This is a genomic window from Exiguobacterium sp. s11 (assembly GCF_018619015.1).
In the GTDB taxonomy this organism is placed as follows: Bacteria; Bacillota; Bacilli; order Exiguobacteriales; family Exiguobacteriaceae; genus Exiguobacterium_A; species Exiguobacterium_A indicum.
In genome coordinates this window covers 110,031-125,344 of record NZ_JACSNF010000006.1, presented here as the reverse complement: position 1 = coordinate 125,344, position 15,314 = coordinate 110,031, and the positions used below count along the sequence as shown (strand labels likewise).

18 protein-coding genes are annotated in these 15,314 nt (G+C 44.3%); 6 read left to right on the top strand and 12 right to left on the bottom strand.

The genetic code is table 11. From position 1 onward, the window contains the following. Positions 1-17: 17 nt before the first annotated feature. A complete protein-coding gene (gene argC / locus KNQ12_RS15615; RefSeq protein ID WP_214749662.1) occupies positions 18-1,049 on the bottom strand; it encodes an N-acetyl-gamma-glutamyl-phosphate reductase in 1,032 nt (343 codons plus the stop codon). A 507-nt stretch (positions 1,050-1,556) separates the two neighbouring features. Here argC and nhaC point away from each other — a divergent pair. Beyond that, on the top strand, positions 1,557-2,933 hold the full coding sequence (gene nhaC, locus KNQ12_RS15610) for a Na+/H+ antiporter NhaC (RefSeq protein ID WP_214749664.1): 1,377 nt from the start codon (positions 1,557-1,559) through the stop codon (positions 2,931-2,933). 259 nt (positions 2,934-3,192) lie between these two features. Then, complete coding sequence (locus tag KNQ12_RS15605; RefSeq protein ID WP_023467214.1) at positions 3,193-3,402, top strand: DUF3006 domain-containing protein; 210 nt, start codon at positions 3,193-3,195, stop codon at positions 3,400-3,402. A gap of 91 nt (positions 3,403-3,493) precedes the next feature. Here the strand turns inward: KNQ12_RS15605 and KNQ12_RS15600 are convergent, their stop codons facing one another. From KNQ12_RS15600 to nfsA, 5 genes are all read right to left on the bottom strand, one after another. Then, positions 3,494-3,946: a hypothetical protein gene (locus KNQ12_RS15600; RefSeq protein WP_214749667.1), complete on the bottom strand. Its 453-nt coding sequence runs from the start codon at positions 3,944-3,946 to the stop codon at positions 3,494-3,496. 2 nt (positions 3,947-3,948) lie between these two features. Continuing rightward, positions 3,949-4,494, bottom strand: coding sequence for a TlpA family protein disulfide reductase (locus KNQ12_RS15595; RefSeq protein ID WP_214749670.1), 546 nt, complete (start codon positions 4,492-4,494; stop codon positions 3,949-3,951). Positions 4,495-4,642: 148 nt separating this feature from the next. Then, positions 4,643-5,353 (bottom strand): NAD(P)H-binding protein, encoded by a 711-nt coding sequence (locus KNQ12_RS15590; protein ID WP_023467211.1) that lies wholly within the window; start codon positions 5,351-5,353, stop codon positions 4,643-4,645. A gap of 156 nt (positions 5,354-5,509) precedes the next feature. Next, the gene (locus KNQ12_RS15585; RefSeq protein WP_251055879.1) at positions 5,510-6,751 is read right to left on the bottom strand and encodes an LCP family protein; all 1,242 of its coding nucleotides are present in this window, start codon (positions 6,749-6,751) and stop codon (positions 5,510-5,512) included. A gap of 15 nt (positions 6,752-6,766) precedes the next feature. Continuing rightward, positions 6,767-7,513, bottom strand: a complete 747-nt coding sequence (gene nfsA / locus KNQ12_RS15580; RefSeq protein ID WP_023467208.1) for an oxygen-insensitive NADPH nitroreductase — start codon at positions 7,511-7,513, stop codon at positions 6,767-6,769. 144 nt (positions 7,514-7,657) lie between these two features. Between nfsA and KNQ12_RS15575 the strand changes: the two genes are divergently transcribed. After that, entirely contained in the window at positions 7,658-8,569 is a 912-nt protein-coding gene (locus tag KNQ12_RS15575) for a hypothetical protein (protein WP_035398827.1), read from the top strand. Between the two features lie 88 nt (positions 8,570-8,657). On the opposite strand, the gene KNQ12_RS15570 is transcribed toward KNQ12_RS15575, so the two are convergent. Then, complete coding sequence (locus KNQ12_RS15570; protein WP_023467206.1) at positions 8,658-8,921, bottom strand: hypothetical protein; 264 nt, start codon at positions 8,919-8,921, stop codon at positions 8,658-8,660. 128 nt (positions 8,922-9,049) lie between these two features. On the opposite strand from KNQ12_RS15570, the gene KNQ12_RS15565 reads away from it, so the two are divergent. Then, on the top strand, positions 9,050-9,889 hold the full coding sequence (locus KNQ12_RS15565) for a GNAT family N-acetyltransferase (protein WP_214749673.1): 840 nt from the start codon (positions 9,050-9,052) through the stop codon (positions 9,887-9,889). Here KNQ12_RS15565 and KNQ12_RS15560 read toward each other — a convergent pair. From KNQ12_RS15560 to KNQ12_RS15545, 4 genes are all read right to left on the bottom strand, one after another. Continuing rightward, complete coding sequence (locus KNQ12_RS15560) at positions 9,878-10,813, bottom strand: hypothetical protein (protein ID WP_214749676.1); 936 nt, start codon at positions 10,811-10,813, stop codon at positions 9,878-9,880. The genes KNQ12_RS15565 and KNQ12_RS15560 overlap by 12 nt on opposite strands. Positions 10,814-10,925: 112 nt before the next feature. Continuing rightward, positions 10,926-11,285, bottom strand: coding sequence for a hypothetical protein (locus KNQ12_RS15555; RefSeq protein ID WP_050678267.1), 360 nt, complete (start codon positions 11,283-11,285; stop codon positions 10,926-10,928). Between the two features lie 28 nt (positions 11,286-11,313). After that, positions 11,314-11,799 carry a GNAT family N-acetyltransferase gene (locus tag KNQ12_RS15550; protein WP_052017207.1) on the bottom strand — a complete coding sequence of 162 codons (486 nt, stop codon included), beginning with the start codon at positions 11,797-11,799 and terminating at the stop codon, positions 11,314-11,316. 14 nt (positions 11,800-11,813) lie between these two features. Next, positions 11,814-12,329, bottom strand: coding sequence for a GNAT family N-acetyltransferase (locus KNQ12_RS15545; protein ID WP_035398833.1), 516 nt, complete (start codon positions 12,327-12,329; stop codon positions 11,814-11,816). Between the two features lie 247 nt (positions 12,330-12,576). On the opposite strand from KNQ12_RS15545, the gene murB reads away from it, so the two are divergent. Beyond that, the gene (murB, locus tag KNQ12_RS15540; RefSeq protein ID WP_035398835.1) at positions 12,577-13,488 is read left to right on the top strand and encodes a UDP-N-acetylmuramate dehydrogenase; all 912 of its coding nucleotides are present in this window, start codon (positions 12,577-12,579) and stop codon (positions 13,486-13,488) included. Positions 13,489-13,543: 55 nt separating this feature from the next. Here murB and KNQ12_RS15535 read toward each other — a convergent pair whose 3' ends face one another. Next, on the bottom strand, positions 13,544-14,767 hold the full coding sequence (locus KNQ12_RS15535) for an aminopeptidase (RefSeq protein WP_214749679.1): 1,224 nt from the start codon (positions 14,765-14,767) through the stop codon (positions 13,544-13,546). Positions 14,768-14,865: 98 nt separating this feature from the next. Here KNQ12_RS15535 and KNQ12_RS15530 point away from each other — a divergent pair, with 98 nt between their 5' ends. Continuing rightward, on the top strand, positions 14,866-15,285 hold the full coding sequence (locus KNQ12_RS15530) for a YkvA family protein (RefSeq protein ID WP_023467198.1): 420 nt from the start codon (positions 14,866-14,868) through the stop codon (positions 15,283-15,285). The last annotated feature ends 29 nt before the right edge of the window (positions 15,286-15,314 follow it).

Below are 15,314 nucleotides of genomic sequence, written 5' to 3'. Positions count from 1 at the left end.
CTTTCTTTTTCTCTTGATTAAATGTAGATCGGCTGTTGCGTTAAACCGGATGTCTCATCAAAACCAGCTAGAATGTTGGCATTTTGAACGGCTTGTCCGGCAGCTCCTTTTTGCATGTTATCGATGACTGAAACGATGGTCACTCGCCCTGTCCGATCATCCTTATAAACGGTCAAATCACAGTGATTACTCCCGACGACGGATTTGATTTCCGGATCAGCCTGTTGGATTCGGACGAATGGTTCCGTTGCATACTGGTCCGTCAACCAAGATCGCCACTCCGTTTCCGATAAATCGATCAACGGCTGAACCGTCATAATCGCCATGATGCCTCGATTGATCGGTAGTAGTTGGGTCGAGAACGTAATCGGATGCGATGATCCGGTCCATTCGAAAAGCGCCTGCTCAATTTCCGGGATGTGCTGATGCTGATTCACTTTATACAAGCGAACGTTTTCGCTTGAATGGACATGATGCGTTTGTGCCGTCAACGTTTTCCCTGCTCCCGTCAGACCAGAAGAAGCTTGAATGATGATTTGAGATGGATCGATTTTTTTCTCTTTTAAGAATGGTGTTAGTCCAAGCAAAACTGCTGTCGCGTAACAGCCTGGATTCGCAATCCATTTGCTCGCAGTAACAGCTTGACGATTCCATTCTGGTAATCCATAAGTTGCTCTTTGTTGCAACTGGGCATCAATGGGTTCCTTGTCATACCACGTTGCATATGCTTCAGCTGGAAGTCTCAAATCGCCACTTAAATCAATGACGTAACCGGACCAGTTTTGAAGTTGTTCTAAGTAATGCTTTGAAATCCCACTCGGTGTCGCTAAGAACACCATATCCGTATCGGTTTCCATCAAATGCTCCACCGAAAAGGAAGATAACGAGGAATATGTTTTTTTATTCATAAATGGGAATACGTCATGCATGGATTCCCCTGCCATCGAGTCACTCATCAAACAGATGATCTCAAATGAAGGATGTGACTCTAGTAGGCGAATCAGTTCAATTCCGGTGTATCCTGTTGCTCCGATGATGGTACATTTCATATCTGTACGCTCCCCTTCAAAGAATGTTATACCGATTTAAACATATGTATATTTATACTGTCAATTGAATTTTTATTAGTTTTTATACAAAAAAAGAAGCGTTGAAGCGATTGTCTTCTATAAGACAGTCCCTTCAACGCTTCTTTTATACGCACCTCCTTAACGCTTTTCCGCACGTTGCGCTACGAGATGATCAATCCCAAATACGCCTGCACCCATAATCGCGACGACTACTACAAAAATCAATGTAAACATATGTATCCTCCTCATCGTTCACAAAAATGTCATTTGATACTTCTTATTGTGCAAGATTTGAGCTAAAAAAGAAAGCGTTTACGACAAAAAAACGTCACATTTTCGTTTTTTTATATTTTTCATAGAAACTCTTATGGTTGACGTCCTCCAGAATATTCGTTAATATTACGTTTGTTCAACGCTTTTGTGCATAAAAGCGTGTTAGCAACAGAGAGTCAACATACTTTCATATTCATATAAGGAGGTGGAAGCATGCGCATGTCATTCCGTGAATCCGCAGCTATCCTAGGAATCAGTATCATCATCTTATTGTCCGCGTTATTCGGTGCTAAAGCCGAACCGCATCTTGCCATCTTGTCCAGTCTTATTTTCGTCTCAGGATATGCCGTTTACCGGGGTTTTAAGTTCGAGGATGTCGAACACCATATGATTCAAGGTATTCGGGAAGCCATCAAACCGATCCTGATCATGTTGCTCGTCGGTATGACGATTGCGGTCTGGATGATGAGTGGCGCAGTGCCGACCCTTCTCCATTTTGGTTTATCTACACTTTCAGCGACTTGGTTCGCACCAAGCGCTCTTCTGATTGCGATGGTCGTCTCGACCTTTACAGGTAGTTCGTTTACAACGATCGGTACGGTTGGTGTTGCCTTGATGGGAATTGCAATCGCACTAGGCGTTAATCCAGCACTTGCAGCAGGCGCTATCATCAGTGGAGCCTGTTTCGGAGATAAGATGTCACCTTTATCAGATACGACGAATTTCGCACCAGGAATCGTCAACGTATCCGTATTCGATCATATTCGTTTCATGATGGGGACGACGATTCCCGCTATCACGATCACATTCATCTTATTCTTCATCTTCGGACGTAGTAGTGGAAATGTCGATTCGTCAGCTGTTCAAACGACACAACAAGAGTTAGCTCGTTTGTTCGACTTGTCACCTTGGACATTGCTTTCACCATTGCTCGTCATGGTGTTAGCATTACGTAAGATGCCGGTCGTCCCAACACTTGTTGCTGGCGTTTTAAGTGGATTGTTGTTAACAGGTTTTGTACAAGGAAACTGGAACATCTCGAACTGGATGGCAGTCATTCAGAACGGATTAAAATTAGAATCGTCTAGTAAGACCGTCACGGCAATCATTACTAAAGGTGGATTGCAATCGATGATGTGGTCCGTTTCACTCGTCATGCTCGCGCTCGCTTTCGGTGGCGTCTTGCGTGGTATCGGTGTCATCGATGTCGTCATTGAACGAACGGTTTCCCGATTGAAGCGCGATGGCAGCATCATTTCATCGGTTGCCTTATCATCGATCGGTGTTAACTTCATGGCTGGAGAGCAATACTTGTCCATCTTGCTTCCGGGTCAAGCATTTAAGAAAATCTTTGAAGAGCGTCAGATTGATCCGCGTTTCCTTTCTCGTTCACTCGAAGATGGAGGAACACTCGTCAACCCACTCATTCCGTGGGGAGTTTCTGGAGCATTCTTTGCTTCTACTCTTGGTGTCCCGGTAACTGAATACATCCCGTTCGCATTCTTTTTACTCCTTTCACCATTGTTTACGTTTTTACTCGCATTTCTTCGTCCAACGAAAATCGAAACAAAACAATCTCTCGCTTCTTAAGTCTATTTCATATTAAAGATCCGATATGTCCTATCGGGTCTTTTTTTCTTACCAGTATCTCCTTTATTTCCTGTTAAATACGTCAGATTTAAGACGAAAACGGCTTGGAATCACGTTTTTTTAAAGAATCATGTGTAAAGATGAAATGAACTGGGAATATACCAAACATAAGATTAAAAATTACAAAGAATGATAGAGAGAGAGTACGTTCCTGATCGACCAAGGGATGACTTCGATGTAATTTGTGGGAGGAGTTAATATGATCAAACGTGGTACGCTGGAGCGACTTGACGGCAAATATGCTGTCCTGCTATGGGAAAATGGTTCAAGTTTCATTCCACGACGTTATTTACCACCTGAAGCAAGGTTAGGCGATACGATTATTTTTGACGGTACAACCTATACGTTAGATGTCAGTAATTCATCACCCTCTTCCTTTCAAACATTTTCGTTTCGGCAAATGGGTTGATGATCGATAAAAAGCCATTCAGTACCATGAATTGACTATAGAGAAGGAGTTTCTCTCATCAGTCTTTCATGAAATGAATGGCTTTTTCGCTTTATCTACGCACATATAGGGAGTGACCATGACAAGATGGGCAGGAAAAGTGATCGATATCGGATATTTCGATTCGCTCTAGTATCGTCTGATCATGTGGGCATTCGTAAAGTGGTTGAACGACATCTAGTTGTAAAAATAGGGCACACCAAAACCGATTCGAAAATCGGTGACAAGTCGGACAGTGGTATAAATCCAATTGATACGGTACCCAATCATCCGCTAATTCCTCCTGATAAAGCTGATAGTGCTGAATTAATCGAAATCGATTCCAGTCGTCTACATACGTCCGCTGTAAAATCGGTTCATGCATCGACGGAACGAACCAAAGCGGGAGACCTGTCATGAACGCTTCGACCCCTTGCGTCAAGACAGCAGGAAATGTCGGCCAACCATCTAGTTGACCGAGTTGGAATGTTTGTCGAAAGGAGCAGTTGTGGCATAGGAGTTCCATTGTCATCCTCCTGTTCGTTTCACCATCTCTTTTAACATCTGTTCCGTTACAGGACCGATGTGCTTTGAAAGAATCTTTCCTTTCCGGTCTAATACATAAGTCGCTGGCATTGCTACGAGGCGATAAGCATCTTCTGACGTTCCCTTTCGATCATATAACACAGGATATTCAACAGGTGTCTGCTTCAGAAAATCGGCAACATCCGAAACACGTCGTTCTGATGTCGTGACATTGATCCCGTAAACGGGTACATCTGTATGTCGTGCAAAGGCATTTAGTTCTGGAATCTCTTGTTTACAAGGTGGACACCACGTTGCCCAAAAATTAATGACAAAGACATCATGATTGATTTCGTCAAGATCGATGGTTTTTCCTTCTTGATGTAAGGATAGATTCGGGGCTTCCATCCCTACTTCGAGACCACCTTGTGATACTTGTTTTTGTTGTTGCTCCACTTTTTTTTGTTTCGCATCATATGTTTGATAACTTTGATAGGCAATACCGATAATAGCAATCGCTAGGATCAGATAGACCAACGGTTTTTTCACATCTAACCCCCTCCTTCTTTGTTCAGTGTAGCAGACTTCCTCTTTTCGACTATCTACTTTTATCAACAAAAAAGCGAACTCTTCCGTCTTATATGCGGAAATGAGTTCGCTTCATTTTAGAGAATTCACGTTTTAACGAGACACACGGTTAGTTAAAACGTGGTAATTGTTTTTTGACTTGACGGTTATCTTTAACGCTACCGACAGCTTCCGCTCCCCCTAAGGCCTCATTCAAGGAAGTCTTCCCTTCCTTGACTTCTAGACGTCGATTGAATACCGATCGATTATCGACAGAAGCAACGAGAATCGATGCGACATCCGTTTCCGAAATCGTCGCGTCCTTCGTGTCCTTCAAATCTTCATCGGCTTCAATCAAGCCACGTCCTTCACCTGTTGTGATGGCAACCGGACAAATGATCGTATACGTCAAACCACTATGTTCAATCTGCTCCTCTGCTGCATTCTTAGCAGCATAGAACGGATAGACATCTTTCTTGAATTGCTCAGGTCGATCTGCACCATAAGCGCTCAGTAGCACAAAATGACGTACTCGCGCTTTTTTAGCTGCATCAATTGTTTTCAAAGCGACTGTTCGATCCAGCAGTTCTATTTCAGTTGCTTCGCCGTCTACTCCTGCGGTCGCCGCACAAATGACTGCATCCTGCCCTGCGACTCCGTGCTCAATGACTTTTTCGAGTTCTGTTTCGATATCGACGTAATGCGCCTTGACACCGAGTTTTTCGAATCGTTCCACCAGATGTTCATGACGAACGATGACCGTGACCTGATGACCCTTGGCAAGCGATTTGACGACGCGCGCTCCAATCGTACCGGATGCACCTACGACTAGTACTTTCATATGGGGGGTCCCTCCTCGATAAGTTAGTCACCTTCGTGGAATGTCGTGATGTCATGTCCAAAAATCATCGATTTCAGAGATAACCTAAAACAATCCACCAAAGGAGCAACGTACATCAATTTATACCCGCAATGACCGGAAGGAAACCCCTTCCCTTTAGTTCTTCAATGTGCCATAAAACGTCGTATCGAGCTGATCACGTAGTTCTTGCAGTGCCTTCTCATTCGGTAAATCATAGAAAATACCATTCAGTCGCTGACTGACCGCCTCGATTTCATAATGTTTTCGTTCTGACATCAAGGCAATCGATAACCCTGCCGTTGCCATCTCGCGGACGCTTAAATCGAGGTTCATCTCTTCTTTCATATACGTGTGCGCTGCTGGAATTTTCGACCATCCAGTCGGCTTCATCAAGTGTGTCGCGACGGCTTGGATGACTTCCGACTGACGATTCGCGCGCGCTCCGTCATTATCCGTTTTTCGATGTCTTGAATAGGCAAGTGCCATCGCACCATCCATATGGTATTCCTTCCCTTTTTGGAATGAATACTGATTTGCTTTCCCACTCGCATCCTGCTCGGAGAACGTTCCTGTCGAGACAAGGTCGATTCCGCCGATTTGATCCACTAATCCGATGAAACTATCGAAGGAGATGACGATCTTTCCATCGATTTCTTCATCGAGTAGACCCGAAACAGCATCTTGCGTACATTCTTCTCCACCGAAGGCAAAGGCATGTGTGATTTTATCCTTCTTTCCATTCTCACAGGAAATCGGTGTATACGTGTCTCGAGGAATCGACGTCAGTTGAATCGTTCGAGAAAGTGGAATGAATTGCATGACCGACAGGGAGTCTGAACGTGATCCACGCAACGACTCTCCAGGTCGTGCATCACTACCGATCAATAAGAACGTGAATGGTTGTGAGGCAAAAAGAACGAATGCGATGAGCAACAATAAAAATAGCCCAAGAAGCTTTCGTTTAAAACGACGTTTTTTCTTGATTTTTTTAGGATGAGCTTCGCGTGAAGAGACGTCAGGATTCTGCTGTACCGATTGCTCTGATCGACCCGCCTTCCTCGAGCGTCTCGAGCGTTCCCGATTAGCAAACAATCGTGATCCGGCACCCCCGATCATCTGTGCGACCTGTTTAAGCATGCCGCTCCCGGAACGACGCGATGTACTTTTTCGATCTCGCGGTTGCTCTTCGACATATCGATGGTACGTAGCCGGTTCTTGCTGCTTCTCAAAGGATTCTTGAGAAAATGATTCGTCCGGCGCGTACGCTTTCGAAAAAGCTTCTTCTTGCCTAGCCTGCTCTTCTTCTTGTCTAGCTTGTTCTTCTAACTGCATACGTCGTCGCTCCAAGCGAGAGCGGTGTGGTTGATGTTCTGCCATTCAGATACCTCCGTATCAATCTTTTGCGATCTGTTTCTCTTTCAAGAACTCGCGGAGATACGTCCGTTTCGGTTCGTGCATCGAGGCAGCCATCTGTTTGACCCACCCTTCTGTCCGTTGACCACCGGTCCGTTCTCCGTAATACGATGACGTTGACTCTTCGTATCCTGTCAGTAACTCACGCATCGTATCGTCATCAGTATACGTATTCCGGTGGAAGACCGCATCCATCGGAAGGCGGGGTTTTTTACCCGGTTGTTGATCCGGAAGACCGACCGCGACTCCGAATAATGGTACAACGTGATCTGGAAGTTGTAAGAGTTCGCTGACACGACGAGCATCATTTCGTAGTGAACCGATGTAGACCGTTCCGTAGCCGAGCGACTCGGCAGCTACGACTAAATTTTGAGCGGCAAGTCCCGCATCGACAGCCCCTACGACAAGCGCTTCCGTCGTCTCGATCGTCCGGCTCACGTCGCCTCCTGCTAGTTCTGCCGCTAACGTATGTTTGTGGTAATCCATACAAAAGACGAAGAAGTAACTGTTTTCTGCCACATATCGTTGACCACTTGCAACGTCGACTAATTGTCGTTTCAATCCTTCGTCTTCGACACCGATGATCGCATAGGCTTGCTGATAAGAGGATGTCGAGGCAGCTTGTGCAGCTTTTATGAGTGTTTCAATCGTCTCTTCGTCTAATTGATGTTGTTTGAATTTCCGGATTGACCGGTGGTTGAGTAAATGTTGAATGGTTTCATTCATGTGTAATCGTCCCCTTCTGTAATGAGTCTTCTTATTTAAGATAGTCGTCTCTGACTAAAAAGCGCAAATGAAGAGGTTCGGTTTATGAAAAAAGCGGGAATTGAATAGTGTTGTACTGTGCTTTTCTTGCGAAGGAGGGCGATCATGAGAATACGGAAACTGCGACTCTTACTAGAACAATATGGCGATACGACCCTTCGCGATATCATCGTCGAAATCTATCGTCAACTCCCGAGACAAGTCATCGAAGAGAAAGAGTTCGACGCCATGTTGACACAGTTCGTGAAGTATAAGGATTTGCAAAAAGAACAGGAACAACCGACCGTCGAACAGACGATTGCTCAGACGGAACGGTTTATTCAATTAGCATACGATCTCCAGTACCTTGAGCCAAATCCGATCGTACCGCTTCGCGAACAAAAGAATTGGTATATCACCGCAAAACGCCTGTTGAAGCATTTACGCCATTACGCTCATCGTAAAAACGGAACCCGGATTGCCTTTGAGGAATTTTTCTTTCTTCTTTCGTCGGCTGCCGGGGAAGAACCTTTATTTTTAAGTAATGATCCGTTTCGATTATTGAAAGTCTCGCAAGTCGATTTTTTTCAAGAATTAGTCGGCTATTATAAAAATGATAGTCATGGTGTCGAGTGGATGGAACGCGCCCTCTATACAGCGTTGAAGGTTCCGATGGACGTCGATACCGAGCGCAGTGACCTTTTGCTTGCCGTACTTGCCCATTGCGAGAAACCCGAACATCAAGAAGCATATATCCATTGCTTGAATGCGCATGCTAAAAAACTACAGTCGCATGTTCGGATTGATGCAGACGCTTTATCCACCTATCAAGAAATTCGTTTCGCAGAGCTACATGCTCTTATTTCCCTACGCGCGTTAGATCGAGCGGAGACGATGCTTTTCACTGAATATATCCCATATTTTTCGCATCGCTCGACTCCGTTTCGATATTACCTCGATCTCCTCGAACGTGCTGGACTCGAACAAGAACACGAACGAATGGCACGCGTTGGTCGAAAAAAACGAATTCATTTCTAAGAGTAGATTCTTCTTATTCACACGTAGTAGACAATAAAAGGCAAGTGACGATGGAGTCGTCACTTGCCTTTTATTAGTCAGATTCATTTCAATCGGAGGCATTGACGATGCCAAGTCCAACTGTTGCGAGTAATGCAATACAAGCAAATAGGAATGCCATGTCGTTCGGTGAATCGAATCCTTCATAGATCGGTTCTTTTCGATCGACGATAATATGACTTTGTGCTCCATAATCGCCGTATGTCGTAGACATACTGATATCAGGCTCGTCATAATCCTTTGCTTCTCCTACTGTCGCATCAGCGAGAAGTAAAAAGAGTGTTAATCCAATCACGCCCCAAAGATATTTCATAATCAATTAACCTCATTTTCTTAAATAATCCATCTACTTTCCGTTTCAAAAACAATATATAAATACCTTTAATTTACTGTAAAATAATAGGTGAATAAACTTCATATAATTAAAGGAGGACTATGATTTTGTCTATCGTACATTATAATCAACTGTCACGGAATCAAAAACGACATGTTCACCAACTATTACAACATAATCAATGGGCACACGACATTCCTTTTTTTCAATTACTTGAAGGTCATCAATTCGTTTATCTCAAACATGATCTAGTCTATGCGACTCTTGGTTATCGTATTTCAAATGAAATGACTTGTCTGATGAACGGTGCCTACTCAAATATCTCCGCATTTCACCTTCTTGCGAAACACTTACATGAGTATCTTGTTCGTCAAGGTGCCCAACAAATTAAAGTACAGGTCGTTCCGCCTCAAGATGGTGCGCTATCATCGGTTTGGAAAACACTCGGATATACACTTTCTGCTGAACAATTTCGCTTAATCGGAATTTCAAATGACCGTGTATCATCTTTACGCTTTCAACCTATACATGCCCGTAATCAAGAATTATACCTCACTCTTCGAAATCACTCTATAAAAGGATGTGATCATCTTTTTCCATATCATCAAGAACATTATGAACAATTAAGCCATTCAAACACATCACCTTATTTAATATACGACCAACAATTAGTGATCGGTACACTGCTCTATCAAAAATATGGTCGTACGATTCGTCTCCTTGAAATCACGTGTTTGCCCGAGTTGAAATATCAAGGTTACGGTCGGCGAATTCTAGATACCTTTCAAGCCAAATTGTGTAAAGCAAACATCAAGACGTTCGAAACCATTTTTCATTCCACAAACTTAGATGTGTTGAGACTATACCAAAAAAGTACATTTTGCGATATCCAACTTTTTTCTCATTGGCATACGTTTCAAGTTCAAAATAAATCGTTAACCACGTAATCGTTCAATCACTTCATCGTATTCAGGTAACACATACTCCGCATCCATTTCCCGAAAATCAACATGACCCGTTTTACGAAGCACTAGCCCCATCTCGTACAACTGTTCGATATAGGCATCTCCCCATGTCAAGGCAAGTCCAGGTTGGTGATTATGAAAAGCAAGCAAGGCATCTTCAATCATTTCAGAAGCAATGGACGCTTGCATCACACGGTTCAATAAAGATTGGAACAGTACGGTTTGTCGTCCGATCAGCGCATAAAACGGGAAATAATGTTTAGCATAAACAAACGTCGCTAGATAGGCATCCGCCTCAATCGTCTTTAGTAACAATGGTGAAGCGGGACGTTGTAATCGTTCTGCAAGTCCAACGGTCGCCTTGCATTCGCACAGCTGATCCAGCACTCGAACCGTCAACTCCTCTTCGATATCGAGCAATAAGACGAGATCAAGTAGACTCAATTCATGCGTCTCCATGAATTGATCACTGCGTTGAAGATGCATCGTATAAGTAAAGTCCAGCTTTTCAGCAACAAGTGCCCACAACTCGGAATGGCGCGCCGCATATAGACCTACCGGAAAGTGAAGGGGTTGGCGGACAATCGAGCGATGCCCTTCAAGTGTATAGACTTGATTGACGTCTAGACCATATGCTAGCAGCATTTCGAGTAACTGCTGACGATTTTGACACGTGACGAGTGTTTGGAACAGACGATCGACTTCGACGAGTGGTTGTTTCATTTCAAGCGCTATTTTTAAATGAGCAGGTGAATCCTGCTCTAGCGCCCGCTTAATGAATTGTAAGGCCTGTTGTTCCGCATCGTTCAGTTGGGCAACATGTGTCCGAAACATTTCGATGTCAAGTTCCCGGAAGGCTTGTAACGCCGGTGCAATTGATTGATTTTTTATAAAGGGTTTCCACATGATTCCCTCGACCTCCTCATTCCAGTATCTCTTCGTAGTGTACGCAATATCCTATCGTCTTGAAAGCAAAAAATGGAGAATCTTCCGTCGTTTCAGGAAGATTCTCCATTTTTTATTTTTTACCGACTTTTAAATGAGCGTTTCGAAAGACGGCATCTTGTTTTCCTGTCTTTTCAACACTTGTTCCGACAGATCCCAGGTATTCGATTTCATCCTTTGGCTGAATGAACTCATATGTGATAGCAGGTTCACCCCGAAGTCGAACGTGTATGATTTGTCGATGTCTTAAAGAGAATGATGCGCGCACTTCAAGAAAGGAGGAAGCTGATAAATCATGTTGCCGCTCTAAAATCGTCATCAACTCTTTTTCAGAGTCACGATAGTTCCCCTGCAATTGAGCATACGAAATACCGACTCCTAAAGATAGGATACCAATTAGACTAAGAGCGAAAATGACCAGCACTTTCTTCATGACTGATCCACCTCCGAAAAAGTTCATTCTACTTATTCATCGGTTCATCGATCGTCGACGTGAAGTCTTTTTTTGAATCCTTTGCGTGAAACTGCATGTCCACATGTGGAATATCATCTTCTAAATAAGGGTCGGATACGGTTTCGAAACCAAACGATCCGTAAAACCCTTCTAGGTGTGCTTGTGCCTGTAAGTAGATCGCAGCTTCTTTCTGCAAATGCACCATCGCTCTCTCCATCATTTGTCTCGCTAACCCAACCGATCGGTGAGCATGGTGAACAGCTACCCGTCCAATCGCGACTCCTTTTGTCGGGTGATCGTACATCCGAAGACATCCGACGATTTGACCACTCTCACTCCGGACGATTAGGTGTGTCGCTTGTTGATCTTGATCATCTAGCTCCGGATACGCGCACTCCTGCTCGACGACGAAGATATCCGTCCGTAATTTCAAAAGTGCATATAAGGTATCAGGTGTCATGGAGTGAAAAGACGCGAAGTTAAATTCGTACATAAAAACTCTCCTCTTTAGTTACGACAAAGTCGTGATAGTTGTCCAGCGTAAATCGTGACAGGAATGCCTCTAAACACCGTATCTTTTTCCCAGTTCAGTCCGTTGGCACGAGCGACGTTTTGCGAAGCATGATTATCGGGATGAATGATCGAGATGATTCGATCATGCCCTCGATTGAACGCCTCCATCATTAATTGTTTTGCTGCTTCACGACCATAACCGACTTTCCAGTGCTTTGGTTCGAGCCAATAACCGACCTCTAACTCTTCTTTCCCATCGACTTCCTGCATCAATAATCCGGCGAAGCCAATCGGTTCATTCGTTTCTTTTATGAACAACAGTAAAAAACCAGTTTGTCGCTCATCCGAGTATCGCTCCAATTGCCGTTCGAACCACTCTCGTGCCTCATCTTCACTCAAGGCAATGCCTCCATTGATATAACGCATGACTTGCTCATTTTGAACAAGTGACTTATAAAAACTGAAATCTTCTTCTTCAAACGGTCGCATCCATAAACGTTCACTTTCCATCGTCATCGCCTCCTTCTATACTTCTCTTTTCCCGAGTTCTTTTCGCTTCATTCCTCTTCCTGCCCCTGCTTTCCTTGTGACATTTTTCATTACTAATCGATGACATTCACTCCCTAGTGCTTGCAATTCCCGGCATAAGTCGGTATTTTGGGAACAGTATGTTGAACAACGACCGCACGATTAATGTTAAAATATATTTTGAGCGCATGAGCGCTGGTAGGAATTCATGAAAAGGACTGAGACCATAATGACTGAACAAGTAATGACGGGACTGTATGAAGGCATTTCAAAAGAGTCCGTACTAATCAATGAACCTTTAAAATATCATACGTATACAAAAATGGGAGGAATCGCGGATTTATTCATCATTCCAACCTCTTATGAAGAAACGGCTTTTGTCGTCCGATATGCTTACGAACAAGGTATTCCCTTGACGTTGCTTGGAAACGGATCGAATCTTGTCGTACGTGACGGCGGCATCCGCGGCATTGTCCTCTCCTTTGAGAAGTTAACCGATATCTCGGTTGAAGGACATGAACTCGTTGCTCAAAGTGGTGCAGCAATCATCGAAGCGTCTCGTGTAGCTTACGCGCATCAGCTCAGCGGTCTTGAATTCGCTTGTGGGATTCCAGGAACGATTGGTGGCGCATTGATCATGAATGCGGGAGCATACGGTGGTGAAGTCAAGGATTGCCTCCATAGCGCTACTGTATTGACACGACAAGGAGAACTGTTGAACATTTCGCATGATGAACTCGAACTGGGATACCGGACAAGTTGCTTCTCGAAGAAAGAATACATCATCCTCGAAGGTCGATTTGCCTTAACAGAGGGTGACCCAGCACTAATCAAGGAAGTCATGGATGATTTGACGCATAAGCGAGAAACGAAACAACCACTCGAGTACCCTTCTTGTGGTAGCGTCTTTAAACGTCCAGAAGGCTATTTTGCAGGGAAGCTGATTCAAGATAGCAACTTACAGGGAACACGCATCGGTGGCGCTGAAGTGTCCAAGAAACACGCTGGTTTCATCGTCAACGTCGAGAATGCGTCAGCATCCGACTATATCGCGCTCATTCGTCATGTCCAAGAAACGGTTCAAGAAAAATTCGGTATCTTACTTGAGACAGAAGTGAAAATTATCGGTGAAGAAGCATAACAAGAATCTTACAAGAAAAGGTGAGCTCCGTATTCGGACTCACCTTTTTGTTCGTTTAGATTGACCAGTTTCCGTCACGCATGACTGATTCACGCGTTCCGTCTGCAAGTTCTCCTTCAATCGATAGATCCGCTGATCCAATCATGAAGTCGACATGCGTCATCGAGTCGTTCGCGCCTTGTGCTTCTAGTTCTTCTGCTGAAAGGCTAGGACCACTTTCGAGACACGTCGAGTACGCACGACCAATCGCTAAGTGGCATGAAGCATTTTCATCAAACAATGTATTATAGAATAGGATACCCGAGTCAGAAATCGGCGAACGGTGTGGCACGAGCGCAACTTCTCCAAGATAACGTGCACCTTCATCAAGTGAAATCAAGTCATCTAATGCTTCTTGACCCTGTTTCGCTTCCGCTTTAACGATTTTTCCGTTCTCGAACCAGAGTGTGAACTCATCAATCAAGTTCCCACTATAGCTAAGCGGTTTTGTGCTCGAGACGTGTCCGTTGACTCCTGTCTTTTTCGGTAACGTGAACACTTCTTCTGTCGGCAGATTCGCGATGAAATCAACACCATCTGCATTCGGACCACCGCCACCTAACCAAACATGACGTTCTGGTAATTCGATTGATAATTCTGTTCCTGGAGCTGTGTAGTGCAATGTTTTGTATTTCTTCTCTGTCAGGAATTTTGCTTTTGAACGCAGATTATGATCATGATCCGCCCATGCAGCGACCGGATCCGCTTGATCGGCACGTGTAGCCTTTAAAATAGCTGACCAGAGCTCTTCAACAGCATTCTCTGAATCAGGGAATACTTTCTTCGCCCAGCTTTCAGAAGGTGCTGCTACGACACACCAGCTGACATTGTCACTCATGACGAACTTCCGCCAATTAGCAAGAGCGACACCGGCTGCTTTATTCGCACGTGCGATTCGGCTCGAGTCCACGCCATTCAATAAATCCGGATCTTCACTGACGACCGATAAGAACGCTGTCTTTTCTTCTGCCAGTTGGTCGTAACGTGCTTTTAACCAATCCGGGAACGTATCAAACGACTCTTCCGGTGCATCGAAATAACGGATTTTCGTCATCTCATCATCTGACCATTGTACATATACTTGCGTAGCTCCTACTTCGTAGGCGACACGCGTGATTTCACGAACGAGCGGCAAATTTTCGATTCCTGCACGCACCTCGAGTTGTTGTCCTGGTTGTAGATTAATTCCCGTACGCACGGCTAAAGACGCGTATTGTTTTAATTCTGCTTGTGTCGGCATTATGTAATCCCCTTTCTTGTATCTTTATTTTCACGAAATAGTTGCAATTTTGCAAGAAATAAGGCGAAACTAGAAAGAGAAGAGAAGGAGGCATCACCATGGAATTCACACCCGGCGATTTTAAATCGGCTTATACGTATTTTCACCGACAGGCACTCGACCTCGTTGGTGATGAAAAAGCACAGCAAGAATTGTTAGTTCGAGCAGAAATCGGACTTGCGCACTTGACGCAAGATATCGCGTCTACAGAAAGCTCGGACATCGAACGCGAGGCAGAACTCGTCCTTTATTTTCAATTAAAACAACTGCTTGAAATGCTTCGTGCTCTCTATCAGAAAAAATTCGAAATGCATGCGGAGCAGGAACAATTGTTATTGACGGCCGTTCTGTACTTCACGTCTCCTGTTGACGCCTTACCGGACGATAACGTCCTCGGGCTCTTCGATGATGCACAAATCGTCGAGACGATTTACGAAGAACTGGCTGCAGACGTCGATCGCTTTCAACATATGGAATGAATGAAAAAAGCAGCTGTCGCGACAGCTGC